General features: G+C 70.0%; 16 protein-coding genes. All 16 read right to left on the bottom strand.

Annotated features, from left to right (window positions below; translation table 11 throughout):
- Positions 1-8 precede the first annotated feature (8 nt).
- The 16 genes from ACZ4M3_RS26565 to ACZ4M3_RS26640 all read right to left on the bottom strand — a co-directional run bounded on the left by ACZ4M3_RS26565 (position 9) and on the right by ACZ4M3_RS26640 (position 15,142).
- On the bottom strand, positions 9-1,493 hold the full coding sequence (locus ACZ4M3_RS26565; protein ID WP_467736706.1) for an aldehyde dehydrogenase family protein: 1,485 nt from the start codon (positions 1,491-1,493) through the stop codon (positions 9-11).
- A 33-nt stretch (positions 1,494-1,526) separates the two neighbouring features.
- A complete protein-coding gene (locus ACZ4M3_RS26570; protein ID WP_467736708.1) occupies positions 1,527-2,267 on the bottom strand; it encodes a type 1 glutamine amidotransferase domain-containing protein in 741 nt (246 codons plus the stop codon).
- 70 nt (positions 2,268-2,337) lie between these two features.
- The gene (locus ACZ4M3_RS26575) at positions 2,338-3,084 is read right to left on the bottom strand and encodes a MinD/ParA family ATP-binding protein (RefSeq protein WP_467736710.1); all 747 of its coding nucleotides are present in this window, start codon (positions 3,082-3,084) and stop codon (positions 2,338-2,340) included.
- Positions 3,084-4,334, bottom strand: coding sequence for a PP2C family protein-serine/threonine phosphatase (locus tag ACZ4M3_RS26580; RefSeq protein WP_467736712.1), 1,251 nt, complete (start codon positions 4,332-4,334; stop codon positions 3,084-3,086). Before ACZ4M3_RS26580 ends, ACZ4M3_RS26575 begins: the two co-directional genes overlap by 1 nt.
- Positions 4,316-4,771, bottom strand: coding sequence for an ATP-binding protein (locus tag ACZ4M3_RS26585; RefSeq protein WP_467737034.1), 456 nt, complete (start codon positions 4,769-4,771; stop codon positions 4,316-4,318). Before ACZ4M3_RS26585 ends, ACZ4M3_RS26580 begins: the two co-directional genes overlap by 19 nt.
- A gap of 14 nt (positions 4,772-4,785) precedes the next feature.
- A complete protein-coding gene (locus ACZ4M3_RS26590; RefSeq protein ID WP_453351776.1) occupies positions 4,786-5,097 on the bottom strand; it encodes an STAS domain-containing protein in 312 nt (103 codons plus the stop codon).
- Positions 5,098-5,113: 16 nt separating this feature from the next.
- Positions 5,114-7,261, bottom strand: coding sequence for a glycogen debranching protein GlgX (gene glgX, locus ACZ4M3_RS26595; protein WP_467736714.1), 2,148 nt, complete (start codon positions 7,259-7,261; stop codon positions 5,114-5,116).
- The gene (locus ACZ4M3_RS26600; RefSeq protein WP_361140005.1) at positions 7,258-7,602 is read right to left on the bottom strand and encodes an STAS domain-containing protein; all 345 of its coding nucleotides are present in this window, start codon (positions 7,600-7,602) and stop codon (positions 7,258-7,260) included. The genes glgX and ACZ4M3_RS26600 overlap by 4 nt, the downstream gene beginning before the upstream one ends.
- A 40-nt stretch (positions 7,603-7,642) precedes the next feature.
- Positions 7,643-9,463: an AGE family epimerase/isomerase gene (locus tag ACZ4M3_RS26605; protein WP_467736717.1), complete on the bottom strand. Its 1,821-nt coding sequence runs from the start codon at positions 9,461-9,463 to the stop codon at positions 7,643-7,645.
- Positions 9,464-9,466: 3 nt separating this feature from the next.
- Positions 9,467-9,922, bottom strand: coding sequence for a VOC family protein (locus tag ACZ4M3_RS26610; protein WP_467736719.1), 456 nt, complete (start codon positions 9,920-9,922; stop codon positions 9,467-9,469).
- Complete coding sequence (locus ACZ4M3_RS26615) at positions 9,922-10,533, bottom strand: DJ-1/PfpI family protein (protein ID WP_467736721.1); 612 nt, start codon at positions 10,531-10,533, stop codon at positions 9,922-9,924. Before ACZ4M3_RS26615 ends, ACZ4M3_RS26610 begins: the two co-directional genes overlap by 1 nt.
- Positions 10,526-12,130, bottom strand: a complete 1,605-nt coding sequence (locus ACZ4M3_RS26620; protein ID WP_467736723.1) for a GMC family oxidoreductase — start codon at positions 12,128-12,130, stop codon at positions 10,526-10,528. Before ACZ4M3_RS26620 ends, ACZ4M3_RS26615 begins: the two co-directional genes overlap by 8 nt.
- A gap of 11 nt (positions 12,131-12,141) precedes the next feature.
- Positions 12,142-12,522 carry a nuclear transport factor 2 family protein gene (locus ACZ4M3_RS26625; RefSeq protein WP_467736725.1) on the bottom strand — a complete coding sequence of 127 codons (381 nt, stop codon included), beginning with the start codon at positions 12,520-12,522 and terminating at the stop codon, positions 12,142-12,144.
- A 13-nt stretch (positions 12,523-12,535) separates the two neighbouring features.
- Positions 12,536-12,991: a nuclear transport factor 2 family protein gene (locus ACZ4M3_RS26630; RefSeq protein ID WP_467736727.1), complete on the bottom strand. Its 456-nt coding sequence runs from the start codon at positions 12,989-12,991 to the stop codon at positions 12,536-12,538.
- 28 nt (positions 12,992-13,019) lie between these two features.
- Positions 13,020-13,451 carry a nuclear transport factor 2 family protein gene (locus ACZ4M3_RS26635; RefSeq protein WP_453351784.1) on the bottom strand — a complete coding sequence of 144 codons (432 nt, stop codon included), beginning with the start codon at positions 13,449-13,451 and terminating at the stop codon, positions 13,020-13,022.
- 53 nt (positions 13,452-13,504) lie between these two features.
- Complete coding sequence (locus ACZ4M3_RS26640) at positions 13,505-15,142, bottom strand: thiamine pyrophosphate-binding protein (protein ID WP_467736729.1); 1,638 nt, start codon at positions 15,140-15,142, stop codon at positions 13,505-13,507.
- Between the last annotated feature and the right edge of the window lie 24 nt (positions 15,143-15,166).

Here is a 15,166-nt window from a genome sequence, read left to right on the forward strand (position 1 = left end):
GACGCTCCTCAGTCCATGCCGATCCAGACCGACTTGGTCTGGGTGTAGCTCTCGAGGGATTCGGGCCCGCACTCACGGCCGTAACCGGAGGCCTTGTAGCCGCCGTAGGGCACGGAGGGGTCGTACTGGTTGTAGCAGTTGACCCAGACGGTGCCCGCCTTGATCTGCGAGGCGACCCGGTGGGCGCGCCGCAGATCCTTGGTGTGCACCCCGGCGGCGAGGCCGTACGCGCTGTCGTTGGCGATGCGTACGGCGTCCTCCTCGGTGTCGAACGGGATGATGGACAGGACCGGGCCGAAGATCTCCTCCTGGGCGATCCGCATCCCGTTGTCGACGCCGGTGAAGACGGTCGGCAGGAAGTACAGGCCCTGACTGGAGGCGCCCTCGGGGGTCCAGCCGGTGCCGCCGGTCCGCAGCACGGCGCCTTCCTTCTCGCCGACCTCGATGTAGGAGCTCACCTTGTCGAACTGACCGCGGTGGGCCAGCGGCCCGAACAGGGTGGCCGGGTCGCGGGGGTCGCCGGGCTTGAGGGCGGAGGCCCGCCGTACGAGCCGTTCGACCATCTCGTCGTGGATGGGGCGCTGGAGCAGCAGCCGGGAGCCGGCGGTGCAGATCTCGCCCTTGTTGTAGTAGATGCCGAAGAAGGCCAGTTCCTCGGCGGCGTCGAGGTCCGCGTCGGCGAAGACGATGTTGGCGGACTTGCCGCCCAGCTCCATCGTGACCTTCTTCAGGGTGCCGGCCGACTTGCGGATGATGGCCTGGCCGACGGCGGTGGAGCCGGTGAAGGCGATCTTGTCGATGCCGGGGTGGTCGGTGAGCGTCTCGCCCAGTTCCACGCCCGGACCGGTGATGACGTTCAGCACCCCGTCCGGGATCTCCGCCTCCTGGAACAGCTCGGCGATCTTGAGGGCGGTGAGCGGGGTGGCCGGGGAGGGTTTGTGGACGACCGTGTTGCCCGCGGCGAGGGCCGGGGCGATCTTTGTCATCGACAGCAGCAGCGGGAAGTTGAACGGGGTGATGGCACAGACGACGCCCAGCGGTTCGCGCAGGGTGTAGGCGAGCTGGCCGCCGGCCGGCGCACGGGAGGAGCCGTCGACACGGGTGACCGCGCCCGCGTAGTAGTGCATGAGCTGGGCGGCCATGGGGGCGTCGACCGTACTGGAGAAGGCGAACGGCTTGCCCATGTCCACCGTCTCCAGCAGGGCGATCTCCTCCAGGTCCCGCTCGATGAGCTCCCCGACCCGGTTCAGCCGCAGCGCGCGTTCCTGGGCGGACAGTCTGCTCCACGGGCCTTCCTCGTACGCCGTGCGGGCGGCGGCCACGGCCGCGTCCGCGTCGGCTGCGGTGGCCTGGGCCACCGGTACGATCTCCCGCCCGTCCACGGGACTGACGTCCGGTTCGGTCCGGCCGTCCTGGGACGGCACCCATCTGCCGCCGATGAAGAGCTTCCCGGGGTTGGCGAGGGGCTGGCCGCTCAGCTCACGCTTGGTCATGGCTGCCTTCCGTGTCGGGGGTGCGGGGGCCTGTCAGCCCTTCGCGAGCTGCGCTAAGAAGGTCTCGGCGAGGGCCTTGGAGGAGTACGGGTTCTGCCCGGTGGTGAGCTTGCGGTCGACGACGACGTGGGAGTCCCAGATCGCCTCGGCCTTCTCGTAGCGGGCGCCGAGTCTGGTGAGTTCGGCCTCCAGGATCAGCGGCAGCCGGCCGGCCATGTTGGTGACGAGCTCCTCGCTGTGCGAGAAGGCCGTCATCCGGTAGCCCTCGAACGGCCAGCGGCCCTCGCCGTCGCGGAGCGCGAGCAGCGAGGTGTGGCCGTGGCAGACGGTGGCCAGCGGCTTGTCCTGGGCGATGACCCAGCGCAGGATCTGCGCGAGTTCATCGGACTTGGGCAGGTCCCCGATGGCGCCGTGGCCGCCGCTGACGTAGATCCCGTCGTACTCCGCGATGTCCTTCTCGCCGAGGGTTTCGAGTGCGATCGGGTTCTTGAGCTGCGGAGTGTTCTCGATGACCCGGACGTACTCGGCCGCGTTGGCGGCGTCCTCGTCGGGGGACCCGGCGGGCCGGACCCACTGGAGGAACTGCGGGTCGATGCTGGTCTGGTCGACCGTCGGGGTCTGGCCGCCGATCGTCGCCACGTCCACGGTGTGGCCGGCGGCACGGAAGAGGGTGTAGGGCACGACGAATTCCTCGGCCCAGAATCCCGAGGGGTGCTGTTCCCCGTCGAGCAGATGGAGCGTGGCCTTTGCCGTCATGACGACGAGGATCTTCATGACTGATCTCCTTGTTCTGGAATCGCTGCCGATTCAACACGCCGCCCGCGAGGGGCGTAAGGGGGGAGCGTCAGGCGCGCGATACTTCGTCACGTGCGTCCAGCGCCGAGATGATGGTGCGGAATTCACCGACCAGGGGGTGGTCGGGATGGGCTTCTGCGAATATGCGCTCGCCGTACAGAGCGGCCATTTCCGGTACGTACGGAAGGATTCCGGCCAGGGGGGCGCCGTAGACCTCCTCGGCCCGCCGGCGGGCGTCCACCCGGTCGACGCCCTCGGGGGCCATGCTCAGCACGAGCGCCCGCCGGCAGGCCAGCCGTCCGGCGAGGGAGATGGTCTCCTCGACCCCGGAGAGGTCGACGCGGTCGGCCCGCGCCATGATGAGCACCACGTCGGCGCTCGCCATGGCGGTCACCGACTCGTTGTTGAGCCCGGCGTGGGTGTCGAGCAGCAGCACGTCGAGCGCGTAGTACTCGGCCAGCCGGTCGAAGCCCTCCGGCAGCAGCCCCACGTCGTAGCCGGTGGCCATGAGCTCGCGCAGGGCCGGGGTCCCGGTCCGGGCCGGTACGACGTACAGCCCGGGCACCGCGGTCTGCTGGGCCGCGGTCTCGATCTCGCAGCGGCCGAGGAGGTAGTCGGCGAGCGAGCCGGAGCCGGGGCCGATCCGGAACAGCAGGTCCAGGGTGGGCGACTGGATGTCGGTGTCGACCACCCCCACCCGGCTCCCCCCGGCCGCGATCAGCAGCGCGAGGTTCGCCAGTACCGAGGACTTGCCGGTCCCGCCGCGGTGGGAGTGCACCACGATGGTCCGGGTCATCAGGCCGCCACCGTTCGGTTCACGTGCGGCCCCCGCGCCGCACGTGGCCGGTGCAGGGCCAGCATGGTGACGTCGTCGTGCTGTTCGGCGGCTCCGGTGTGCTCGCGCACCGCCAGGTCGATCCGGTCGACCACGTCCTTGCCGCTCACCGGGGGGCCGGCGAGCAGTTCCAGCATCCGCTCGTCACCGAGGAAGGTGCCTTCCGGGCAGCGGGCCTCGGGTACCCCGTCCGTGAACGCGAAGAGGGTGTCGCCCGGGTTCAGCTGGGCGTAGCCGAGGGTGTAGACGCAGTCGGGCAGGACGCCGACGGCCGGGCCCGTGACGTCGAGCGGGACGGGCACGTCGCCGGAGCCGGACAGCAGCAGGGGCGGGTTGTGGCCGCCGTTGATGTAGACGAGGCTGCCGGTGAGCGGGTCGAGCACGCCGAAGAACAGGGTGGCGAAGTAGCCCTGCCGCAGGTGGTTGCGGGTGAGGTAGCCGTTGGTGGCGGTGACCGCGTTGAACAGCGGGGTGGCGCCGACGACCGGGGTGCGGCGGCTGCCGCCCGTGCGGCCCTCCGCCATCAGGTGCTGGAGGCCGCTGTTCTCGGCGGTGTGCCGCAGCAGCGAGCGGATGAGGGCCATGAAGAGGGCCGCGCCGACGCCCTTGTCGCAGACGTCGGCGACGACCACCGCGAGCCGGCGGCCCCGGGACATCTCGAAGACGTCGTAGAAGTCCCCGGCGACCTGCCGGGCCGGCCGGAAGCGGACGTCGATCTCCCAGCCCGCCGGGACGGGCAGCGATTCGGGCAGGAAGCCGGCCTGGATCTCCCGGCCGATCTCCAGTTCCTTCTCGTAGCCCATCAGTTCGGCCCGGGCGTCCGCCTCCCGCAGGGTGCGGCCGAGTCCGGCCCGCTCGGAGCAGCTGTGCAGCCGGGCGCCGACCAGGGCCGGCAGGAACGGCGGTACGAGGTAGTCGTGGCCGAGGCGCACGTGGTGCTCCAGGGCGGTGAACTCCGTCTCGGTCCAGACGACCACGATCGGGGCCCCGGCCCAGCGGCGCAGCCGCCGCACGGCTGTCCGTACGGTCTCGCCGTCGGCCTCGGCCGGGACGAGCAGCACGTCCGCGACGGGCAGCACTTCCAGCGGGCCGCGCAGCAGTTCCGTCAGGGTGCGGGGGACGAGTTCCGCGTCCATCAGCCTGAGCGCGTCGAGCAGTTCGGGCGTGGGAGGCGGGTACTCGTCAAGGATGATCACGGTCGTGGAGGGCATGGGTCCGTCCCCTCAGCCTTCACAGTCAGGGTGCTGATGTTCCGGCCGTCCATGCGTGCGTAGCTGAATTCGTCCACGCTGGTGAGTGCCAGGTGGATGCCGAGGCCGCCGACCCGCCGCCGTTCCGGGGGGATCCCGGTGGCGGGGGGCAGGCAGCCTTCGACGGGGTCGAAGGGGGGTGCGGCGTCTTCGAGGACGATCCGCACCCCGCCGGGCCCGGAGTGGCCGCGGACGGTGATGCGTCCGCCGCCGCCCCGGTACCCGTGCATGATGACGTTCGTGGCCAGCTCGTCCACGGCCAGCCGGATCCGGTAGGTGGCCTGTTTGCCCAGGCCCGCCCGGCCGGCCAGGCGCAGGACGAACGCGGCGATCTCGCCCAGTGCCCCGACCTTCGCGGGCACGTCCAGTACGCAGGGCTTGCTCGCCAGTTCGACCATGTCGCCCACGGCCGTCAGTCGTCGGAGAGCAGGATGCTCCGGTCCAGTCCGGCGGTGCGGATGGTCCGGGACACGGGCTCGATGGCGCCGACCACCTTGATGGTGACGTGGTCCGCCACCTTCTGCTGGGCGAAGACCAGGGACCGGAGTCCGGCGCTGGCCATGTAGCCGACGCCGGCCATCCGGATCTCGACGGTGCTGGTGCCGTGACCCGCGGCCTTCTCGATGGTCTGGTGGAAGTCCGGGGCCGTCTTGGCGTCCAGCTCGCCCGCCAGTTCGATCACGGTGGTGTCGCCCTCGATGCTCAGGGACACGGAAAGCGGCATGTCAGGTCTCCTTCGGTCAGAACGTCCCGGTCGTCTCGGGCTCGTTCGTACGGCCCACGAGGATCACGACGGAGCGGGGGCCGATCAGGTACTTGCCGGCGTTGTCCAGCTCCTGCTCCGCACCGGGGGTGCGGATGTCGTGCGGTGCCTCGGCCGAGGTGTCGGCGAACAGGTGCCAGGTCCGGCCGCCCGGCAGGGCGGGCAGTTCCAGGTCGTGCGACTCCCAGTGCGCGTTCATGGCCACGTACACCACGTCGTCGTCCCCGGTGCCGCAGCGGGCCACCGCCAGCAGCCGGCTGTCCTGGGACCAGTCGGGCTGCCAGGCCCGCTCCCCGTGCCAGCTGATGTCGGGCAGCCCCAGGGCGTCCCGCATCTGTCCGGTGGGGTGGGAGGTGGAGCGCAGTTCGCGGTGGTGCCCCCGGAACGCGATCATCTCGCGGGTGAAGCGGAGCAGTTCGGCGTTCTCGTCGACCTGGTCCCAGTCGAACCAGGACAGTTCGTTGTCCTGGCAGTAGGTGTTGTTGTTGCCCTGCTGGGTGCGCGCGACCTCGTCGCCGGACAGCAGCATCGGGATGCCCTGGCTGGTGAAGAGGATGGCCAGCGCGTTCTTCATCTGGCGCAGCCGCAGCGCGTTGACCTCGGGGTCGTCGGTGGGCCCTTCGGCCCCGCAGTTCCAGCTGGCGTTGTCGTTGCCGCCGTCGTTGTTGCCCTCGCCGTTGGCGTCGTTGTGCTTGTCGTTGTACGAGACGAGGTCGGCGAGGCTGAACCCGTCGTGCGCGGTCAGGAAGTTGACCGATGCCGAGGTCCCGCGGCTGGAGTACAGGTCGGGAGAGCCCGCGACCCGGGTGGCGAGTTCCCCGGTGACCCCGGGATCGCCCTTGAGGAAGCTGCGGACGGTGTCACGGTACTTGCCGTTCCACTCGGCCCAGCGGCCGTAGGCCGGGAAGTTGCCGACCTCGTAGAGGCCGCCGGCGTCCCAGGCCTCGGCGATGAGCTTGGTGTGCCGCAGGACCGGGTCGTAGGCGAGCAGTTCCAGCAGCGGCGGGTTGGGCAGCGGGGTGCCGTCCGCGGAGCGGCCGAGGATGGCCGCGAGGTCGAACCGGAAGCCGTCGACGTGGTAGTCGGCGACCCAGTGGCGCAGGCAGTCGAGTACGAAGTTGCGCACCACGGGGTGGTTGCAGTTGACGGTGTTGCCGGTGCCGCTGAAGTTGAAGTAGTACCCCTCGGGCGTGAGCATGTAGTACGTGGCGTTGTCGAGCCCCTTGAAGGAGATCGTCGGGCCTTGCTCGTTGCCCTCGGCGGTGTGGTTGAAGACGACGTCGAGGATGACCTCGATGCCGGCCGCGTGCAGGTCCTTGATCAGGGTGCGGAACTCGTCGCCCTGCATCCCGTAGCGTCCGGTGGCCGCGTAGCCGGCCTTGGGCGCGAAGAACGCGACCGTGTTGTAGCCCCAGTAGTCGTAGAGCTTCTCGCCGGTCTCCGGGTTGCTGCGCGGGTTGTCGCTCTCGTCGAACTCGAACACCGGGAGCAGCTCGATGCAGTTGATCCCGAGTTCCTTCAGGTACGGGATCTTCTCGCGCAGCCCCGCGAAGGTGCCGGGGGCGGTGACCCCCGAGGACGGGTGCCGGGTGAAGCCGCGCACGTGGGCCTCGTAGACGACGAGGTCCTCGGCGGGGATCCGCAGCGGGGTGTCGTCGCCCCAGTCGAAGTCCTGGAGGCAGACCCGGGAGCGGTACTGGTAGCCGCGGCTGCGGTCCGGCGGCACCCCCCACACGTCGCGGCCGGAGATCAGCCGCGCGTAGGGGTCGGAGAGGACCTGGCGGGCGTCGAAGCGGTGGCCGGTGACGGGATCGTAGGGGCCGTCGGCCCGGTAGCCGTACTCGATGTTCTCGTGGTCGAGGCCGAAGACCGTCATCGCGAAGACGCTGCCGGTCCGGAATTCCTCGGGGAACTCCAGCTCGGCCATCGGCTCGGGCTCACCGCGCTTGTAGATGACCAGGGTCATGGAGGTGGCCTGGTCGGAGAAGACGGAGAAGCTGACCCCGCCGGGGACCACGTTCGCCCCGAAGGGGAACGGCTTGCCGGCGCGGACCCGGTAGCCGCCCACCTCGTGGGTCGGGTAGGCGTCGACGCGCAGTACCTGTTCGGTCCTGGTTTCGGTCATCGCACGGCCCGGGCCTTCGCGTTGGCCGCCTCCGCCTCGCCGGCGGAGAAGAAGTCCAGGAAGCCGGTGGCCGACATGACGAACCGGACTTCCTCGCTCACCCCGTACAGGGTGACGGCGACACCGGCGTGCTGGGCCTCGCGGTAGACGACGAGCAGGGTGCGCAGGCCCGCGCTGGAGACGTAGGTGACGGCGGTGAGGTCGATGCGCAGCGACCGGCCCTCGCGGACGAGCGGCAGCAGGGCCTGGAGCAGCTGCCCCGAGGTCTCGCTGTTGATCTCGCCGGTGGCGACGAGCACCGTGCCGCCCTTGTTCCGGCGTTCTTTCACGTGAAGAGTCATTGTCTTCTTCCCCTCATGGTGGGGCGCCCCCCGTTGGGCATTACCTGGTGACCGGCCGCAGCCGGACCTTGACCTTGACCCGGCCCTGGACGTCGGGCAGCCGGACCGTGAGGCCCTTCGCGTCGAAGTCCGTCCACGGCTTCTCGCCGATCTCCACCGACGCGACCTCGACCGAGCCCGCGGGCAGCAGGTCGGGCGAGACGCGCAGGACGCGGTCGGGCAGGTCCGTGGGGTCGGGCTGGAAGTGGAAGTCCATCTCCCGGCCGTTGATGAGCAGGTTGTTGTAGACGGCGGAGAGGTAGCAGAGTTCCGCCGAGTGGTACATGGACATCGAGTGGCTGCCCTTGAGCCGCTCGGTGCCGAGCAGGTACGGCGTACCGCTGGCGAGCACGTTGAAGTAGACGGCTCCCTCGTCGTGGTCGAGGAAGAAGGTGTTGTAGAACGCCTCCGCCTGCCGGGCCTCGCGCAGGAAGTCGTCCCCGCCGGTGGTGCCGTTCAGGATGAGGTAGGCGAGGATCGCCTGCTCCTGCTGCCACCACGCCTTGCGGTCGTGCCAGGCGAAACGGTACGTCTCCTGGTCGCCGTCCTTGACCCGCTCGACCACGTCGTACCAGCCGCCGCGCTGGCGGTCGCTGCCGACGGCCGGCATGATCTCGCCGATCTTGCGGGCGAGCTCCTCGTAGGCCGGCTTGGCCTTGAGGGAGTTCATCCGCATCAGGTTCCAGGCGATCTTGAGGTTGTGGCCGACCACGGCGCGGTTCTGCTGCCAGCTGTGCGTGGTGTCGTGCGACCAGTCGCGGTAGAAGCGCTCCTGGACGAAGGGGCTGTTCTTGTAGTCCGGGAACTTGTCCGCGATGGTGTCGAAGGTGTACTCGAGGAAGTCGGCGTACTTCTGGTCGCCGGTCGCCAGGTACAGGTTGATCAGGTAGGCGGGCGCGTGGTCGCCGACCGAGTTCCAGTTCTTGCGCTCCGCGTTCTCGCCCAGCGACTCGTGGTCGGCGCTGAACAGGATGGGGTCGATGTGCGAGTAGTAGCCGCCCAGTTCCTCGTCCTTGAAGAACTTGTCGAACAGCCGGATGGTGGCGTCCGCGTCGTTCTTGATCCGTACGTCACCGGTGACGCGGTACGTCTGGATCGGGCCGGCCAGGGCGTAGATCTGCTCGTACATCGGGATCGCGTCGTAGTCGTCGGAGAACTCCGAGGTGAACAGCTTGCGCTCGCTGTCCCCGTCGACGCGGATGCCGTGGTACCAGAAGACCACGTCCTCCTCGCTGTCCACGACCCGCATGTGCTTGCGCAGGTACTCGGTGCCGCGCTCGGCGACCTCCAGGTACTCGTCCTTGCCGGTCAGCAGGTAGGCCGAGGCCATGCCGTAGACCAGGCGGGAGATCGTGTCGGTCTCCTGGACGTGGCTGGCGGTCTTGTCGCCGCCGAGCCGGATCTCGGTGCGGTACTCGGTGAAGTCCACCGGCCCGTCACCGAACTGGGCCCGCTTGTAGAAGTCGGCCAGCGACTCGATCTGCTTGATCCACCAGCTGGGCTCCTCGAACCGGTAGTCCTCGGCGCCGCGGCCGAGGAAGACCAGGCGCTTGGCGTCGAAGCGCCCGCCCGACTCCGGGTAGTGGACGCCGTAAGCGAACAGCAGTCGGCCCGGCGAGAGCATCTCGTCGATGTGCCCGGAGGCGTCGATGTACGGCTCGTCGAGGTTGCGGACCAGCTCGGCGCTCGGGTCGCCGGCCAGCGACACGTCGAACTCGCGGCCGTCGGCGGTCTTCAGCCGCAGCGTCCGGCTGTGGGAGTCGAAGCGGACGACGTAGCCCGCGATCGTGTCGGAGAAGGAGAAACCCACGGCGTCAGCCATGTTTCACACACCGTCCTTGTCGTGAGAGCTGTCGTCCTCGTATCCCTGGCTGACCTCGACGATCACCCCGTCGGGATCGCGGACCCACACGGTCCGCCACCCGCAGATGAAGTCGTCGAAGTCGAGCGGCCCCAGGGTCACTTCCGCCGCGTCGCCCAGGTCGGCCAGGAACGCGTCCACGCTGTCGGTCTGGAAGGCCAGGTGGCGCATCCGGCCCGGGGCCTGCGGCCCGTCTCCCCCGTCTACCGCTGGGGGGACCCCCAGCGCCGGCCGGGCCGGGCCGGTGCCGGCCGCGAAGAGCTCCAGGTACGCGTCCCCCTTGCGCAGGAACACGATCTGCGAGTCGCCGAGGTCGACCACCCGGGCCCGGGCGAAGCCGAAGTAGCGGGTGTAGAAGTCCTCGGTGGTCTTCTGGTCCGTGCAGTTCAGGCCCACGTGGGACCAGACCATCCGCCCCATCAGCCGGTCCCCCGGCCCCGTCCCGCCGCGATCAGCTCGATGATCCGGCGGGCGAAGAGGTGGTGGTGGGCACCGGTGCGACCGGTCACCAGGTCCCCGTCCACGACCACGTCCTCGTCGACGTACTGGGCGCCCATGTTGCGGACGTCCCCGATGAGGTTGTTGTGGCAGACGACCTTGCGGCCGCGGACCTTGCCCGGGATCGAGGAGGCCAGCCACATGCCGTGGCAGATGATCCCCTTGAGGACCGTAGGCTCCTCGAAGGCCCGGCGCAGCAGCTCCGTGGCGGGCGCGAGGACGTCCACGTCCTCGGTGTAGCGCAGCCGGTCGGCCACCATCCCCGAGGGCACGATGATCGCCGCGTACCGGCGCAGCTCCTCGTCGCTCAGCCCCTCCAGGGACTTGTCGGCGGTGAACGGCGCCCGGTACTCGTGTCCCGAGAAGGTGATGGAGTCGTTGCCCCACAGCCGGGTCAGGAAGTCGACCTCGGCGCCCTCCTCGGCGAACCGGTGCTGGTAGTAGAAGATCTCGGGCTCGTAGAAGTCGCTCTCGACCAGGACCGCGATCCGGGTCCCGGACAGCGCGCCCTCGCGCAGCACGGCGTCAGGCACGGGACACCCCTCTGAGGAAGTCCGCCGCGCGCTCGGCGATCATCGCGATGGCGGTGTGGCAGTTGCCCGACGGGACGGCGGGCATCACGCTGGCGTCGACGACGCGCAGGTTCCGTACGCCGTGCACCCGCAGCTCCGGGTCGACGACCGAGAGGTCGTCGATGCCCATGCGGCAGGAGCCGGCCTGGTGGTGGTAGCTCTCGGACTTCTGCTTCACGAAGGTCCGCAGGTCCTCGTCGCTGACGTAGCCCGGGCCGGGCTGCAGCTCCTGCTTGTACCAGGGCGAGAACGCCGAGGTCGCGAAGATCTCCCGGGCGAGTTTGACGCCCTGCACCATCCGCTCCAGGTCCCACCGGTCGCCCAGGTAGTTCGGGTGGATCAGCGGGTGGGCCAGCGGATCGGTGCTCGCGAGCCTGATCCAGCCGCGCGAGACGGGCCGTACGACCCCGGGCAGGATGCTCACCGTGTTCGGGTGGTCCTGGCCGACGATCACGTCGAACGGGACGTGCACGAAGGCGATCTGGAGGTCGGGCGCGGGCAGGCCGGGCCGGGAGGAGAGGAACAGAGCGCTCTCCGACAGGTTCTGCGCCGGGGGCGGCAGCTCCTGGGTGACCTCGGCCATCAGCCCGGTCAGCACGTGGTTGTGGAAGTTCTCGCCGACCCCGGGCAGCGCCGCGGTGACCTCGATGCCGTGCTCGCGCAGCTGCTCGGGGTGCCCGATGCCGGAGAGCAGCAGCAGCTTCGGGGACTCGATCGCCCCGGCGGCCACGATCACCTCCCGGCGGGCCCGTACGGTGTGCGGGCCGGGCTCGGCGGCGGTGCTGTGCCCGTCGCCCACCACCCGGCCCGGGATCGGGGCGGGCGGTGCGAGCTGGACGTACTCGACGCCGGTGCAGGTGTCCCCGTCGAAGAGCAGCCGGCTGCTCTGCGCGTTGGTGCGCAGGGTCAGGTTCGGCCGCTCCAGCGCCGGCTCCAGGTAGGCGGCGAGGACGCCCTGGCGGCGGCCGTCCGCGACGTCGATGTGGTGCCAGCCGGTGCCGAACAGCCCGCGCCGGGGACCGTCCGTGTTGAAGTCGGCGATCTCCTGGTGGCCGAGCTCGACGGCCGCGTCGATGAAGGCGCGGGAGGCCGGGTTGGGGTGGTGCCGGCCGGCGTGGGTGATGCGCTGCGGGCCGCTGGTGCCGGTGGTGGCGGCCGTGGCGTCCTCCTGGCCCTCCAGGAGGGCGAAGTAGGGCAGTACGTCCTCGTAGGACCAGCCCGCGGCGCCCTGGTAGGCCCAGTTGTCGAAGTCCGAGGCGTGGCCCCGGATGTGCATCATGATGTAGAGGTTGCTGCTGCCGCCGGGGGCCTTGCCGCGCGGTTCGTAGGTACGGCGGCCGTCGAGCCCCGGCTGCGGGACGCTGGTGTAGCCCCAGTCGACCGGCCCGCCCAGCAGCTTGTACCAGGAGGACGGGTCGTCCACCTCGGGCGGGATGCGGTCGCCGCCGGCCTCCAGGACGAGGACGGAGACGTCCGGGTCCGCGGAGAGCCGGTTGGCCAGCACGCTGCCGGCGGTACCGGACCCCACGATGATGTAGTCGTACTCATCTCTCGCCATCACGCCACCCCTCAGCCCTGGCCGAGCACCTGGAAGGGCGCGGTGTCGTGGTAGTTCGCCATGTAGACGATCTTTCCGTCGACGATCCGGAAGAAGTTCATCACCTCGGCCTCGATGGCCTCGCCGGAGGCGCTGACGGCGGTGAGGTGGGAGACCGCCGCGGCCTTCTCCCCGTCGACGAGGAAGTGCACGGGCTCGTTCCGGAAGACCCGGTACATCGTCCCCATGCCCTTCATCATCGAGCGCAGGACCTCCAGGCCCTCGATGTGTCCGGCCAGCTGCTCGTCCATGACCTGGTCGTCGGCGAACAGGTCGCACCAGCGGTCCCAGTCACCGGCATTGGCGTACTCGTAGTACTTCCGCAGAATCTCTCGTGCGTCCAACGCGCTCATCGCGCTCATCCCCCTATCGGTCCCTGCGGGTTCCGTCCGGCGCGAAGGGCGCCCAGAACTGGCTGAAGGCGGTGGCCGTGTCGCCGAAGAGCCCGTCGCGACCCTCGACGATCCGCCCGTCCCGCCACCGCATGAAGTGGAAGACCGGGTAGTCCATCCGCTCGTACGGGGACCCGCTCGCCGCGTCCGCACCGTCGCGCACGGCGACGTTGCGGCACACGTCCGCGCTGCAGTCCTCACCGACGAGCACCGCCTCGAGGTCCATCCGGAAGGTGCCGCCCGTGAGCTTGTGGGTCTGCCCCATCAGCTCCAGGAAGGCGTCCAGGCTCTCGTACCAGCCGGCCAGCGGATGGTTGCCGGGCACCAGCCAGCGCAGGTCCTCGGAGTAGTACTCCAGGATGCGCGCCCGGTCACCGGAGCCCAGCGCCTGGTAGGCCGCCTGCACCCGGTCCCGTGTCACTTCGGTCATCGCCCCTCCTCCTCCGTCTTCGCGCCGGTCAGAGGGAACCGGAACCGGGCATCGGCGCCAGTTCGTTGACGGTGTACTGCTTGATCAGCGGGCCGTCCTGGCCGGCCACCACGACCCAGGTCTGGTCGGCGTCGAAGCCGAGCCACTGGCTGCGCGGAGCCGGCGGGTCCCAGATCTTGGCCTGCCAGTTCACGAGGACCCGTACGATCGCCCGGTCGCCCTCGATGACGGGCTCGACCTTCGTGACGGTGTGCACCTCGTCGAAGAAGCGGGAGGTGACGGCGGCGTACCAGCGGCCGAAGCCCTCGTGCCCGAGGAAGGTGTCCTCGGGGACCTTGAACTCCAGGTCCTCGGTGATGAGGCCGAGCACCCGGTCCAGCGGAAGGTGCTGGTCCAGGGCCACGTACCAGTTCTCGGCGAAGCTGCGGATCGCGTCCTCGGTCAGCCGCTCGGCGGGCATGCGGTCTCCTCCTGTCCGTACCGGTGCAGTGGTGTAGGGGCGTGGTGCGGGGATCAGATCTGGATGTCGACGAGGTACGGGCCGGGGTGGGCCAGCATCCGGCCCACGGCCGCGACCGCCTCGTCCGGCTTCTCCACCCGCGTGCCGTCCGCGCCGAGGGCCCGGGCCAACCCGGCGAAGTCGATCTCGGGGTGGGAGAGGTCGAAGGAGCCCGGGAAGCCGTGCTCGGCGATGTCCCGTTCCCGCCAGTACTGGGCGATGTTGTCGTCGAGCAGCCGGTACTTGCGGTTGTTGCAGACCACGAACTTGGCGTTGATGCCGTGCCGGACCGCGGTCCACAGCGCCTGGTAGGTGTACATCGAGCCGCCGTCGCCCGCGAAGCCGACGACGAGCCGGTCCGGCCGGGCCAGCTTGGCGCCGACCGCTCCCGGGAAGCCCACCCCGAGCGAGCCGCCCCGGGTGAGGTGGTAGTCGCCCGGCCGCTCCGCCGGCAGGTACCGGGTGACCAGCGGCGAGGTGGTCAGCGCCTCGTCGAAGACGATGAGGTCGCCCCCCGTCCGCTCGGCCAGGGTCCGCAGGAACACCGCCATCGGCGTCCCGTCGGTGTCCTGCCCGGCCGTCTGCGCGGCCCGCTCCCGGGACCGGGCGTCGAGCCGGGCGGCCGCGGCGGCGCGCTGCCGGGCGGTCAGCCGGTGCTCCAGTACGCCGGCCAGCGCGCGCAGCGCCTGCTTGGGGTCGGCGGCCAGGCCCAGGTCCACGGGGTGGTTCTTGGCGATCTCGTAGGCGTTGAGGTCGATGTGCACGACCTTCGCGCCGGCCCGGAAGGGGTTCTCCAGTTCGGGGAACACCTCCGGGAAGACATAGGTGCCCACGATCAGCACCCCGTCGGCGTCGCCGACCAGCTCCTTGCTGTGCGGGCCGAACATGTGGCCCGTCTGACCGCGGCGCAGCGGGTGCGACGCGGCGATGTTCACCTCGGAGGAGTCGACCTCGTACACGTCGGCGCCCAGCAGCTCGGCGACCGCGACGAGCTCGGTCTGCGCCCCGGAGAGCGCCACTCCGTCGCCGACCAGTACGACCGGGCGCTCGGCGGAGGCGAGCAGCTCGGCCGCCCGGCCCACCGAGGCGGGCGAGGGCGCCACATCGGTGAGCGGCACCGTGGCGGGCAGCACGGCCTCGGAGTTCAGCTCGTCCAGTACGTCCATCGGCAGCGCCACGAACACCGGTCCGCGCGGCGGGGTCAGGGCGATCTTGACGGCCCGCCGGATGGTGCGGAGCACGGAGCGCGGGTCGGTGACCCGGGTCGCGTACTTCGTCACCGGCTTGGCCATCGCCACCAGGTCGGACGCCATCTGCGCGTCCATCGCGTCGTAGCGCACCCCGGCGTCACCGGCGACCACGACGAGCGGGGTGTGACCGCGCAGCGACTGGTAGAGCATGCCGATGCCGTTGCCCAGGCCGACCCCGGAGTGCAGCTGGAGCAGGGCCGCGCCGCCGGTCGCCCGGGCGTAGCCGTCGGCGATGCCGGCGGCGACGGTCTCCTGGAGGGCGAGGACGTACTGGAAGTCCGCTGCCGCGTCGACCGCGTCGAGGAATCCCTGTTCGACCGTCCCCGGATTTCCGAACATCACATTCAGGCCGTCGGCCTTGAACTGCTCGATCAGCCTCTCCCGTCCGGGACTGGCTTCCATGAATTCCCCCTCTTTCCCAGGAGT

It is taken from the genome of Streptomyces sp. NPDC026522 (assembly GCF_055567555.1).

Excerpts from the sequence above, each read along its gene's own strand:
- ACZ4M3_RS26610 (WP_467736719.1), bottom strand. The coding sequence starts at position 9,922 with ATGGGGCGGATGGTCTGGTCCCACGTGGGCCTGAACTGCACGGACCAG.
- ACZ4M3_RS26585 (WP_467737034.1), bottom strand. The coding sequence starts at position 4,771 with ATGGTCGAACTGGCGAGCAAGCCCTGCGTACTGGACGTGCCCGCGAAG.
- ACZ4M3_RS26620 (WP_467736723.1), bottom strand. The coding sequence starts at position 12,130 with ATGGCGAGAGATGAGTACGACTACATCATCGTGGGGTCCGGTACCGCC.
- ACZ4M3_RS26565 (WP_467736706.1), bottom strand. The coding sequence starts at position 1,493 with ATGACCAAGCGTGAGCTGAGCGGCCAGCCCCTCGCCAACCCCGGGAAG.
- ACZ4M3_RS26575 (WP_467736710.1), bottom strand. The coding sequence starts at position 3,084 with ATGACCCGGACCATCGTGGTGCACTCCCACCGCGGCGGGACCGGCAAG.
- ACZ4M3_RS26580 (WP_467736712.1), bottom strand. The coding sequence starts at position 4,334 with ATGCCCTCCACGACCGTGATCATCCTTGACGAGTACCCGCCTCCCACG.
- ACZ4M3_RS26625 (WP_467736725.1), bottom strand. The coding sequence starts at position 12,522 with ATGAGCGCGTTGGACGCACGAGAGATTCTGCGGAAGTACTACGAGTAC.
- ACZ4M3_RS26600 (WP_361140005.1), bottom strand. The coding sequence starts at position 7,602 with ATGACTCTTCACGTGAAAGAACGCCGGAACAAGGGCGGCACGGTGCTC.
- ACZ4M3_RS26635 (WP_453351784.1), bottom strand. The coding sequence starts at position 13,451 with ATGCCCGCCGAGCGGCTGACCGAGGACGCGATCCGCAGCTTCGCCGAG.
- glgX (WP_467736714.1), bottom strand. The coding sequence starts at position 7,261 with ATGACCGAAACCAGGACCGAACAGGTACTGCGCGTCGACGCCTACCCG.
- ACZ4M3_RS26570 (WP_467736708.1), bottom strand. The coding sequence starts at position 2,267 with ATGAAGATCCTCGTCGTCATGACGGCAAAGGCCACGCTCCATCTGCTC.
- ACZ4M3_RS26640 (WP_467736729.1), bottom strand. The coding sequence starts at position 15,142 with ATGGAAGCCAGTCCCGGACGGGAGAGGCTGATCGAGCAGTTCAAGGCC.
- ACZ4M3_RS26590 (WP_453351776.1), bottom strand. The coding sequence starts at position 5,097 with ATGCCGCTTTCCGTGTCCCTGAGCATCGAGGGCGACACCACCGTGATC.
- ACZ4M3_RS26630 (WP_467736727.1), bottom strand. The coding sequence starts at position 12,991 with ATGACCGAAGTGACACGGGACCGGGTGCAGGCGGCCTACCAGGCGCTG.
- ACZ4M3_RS26605 (WP_467736717.1), bottom strand. The coding sequence starts at position 9,463 with ATGGCTGACGCCGTGGGTTTCTCCTTCTCCGACACGATCGCGGGCTAC.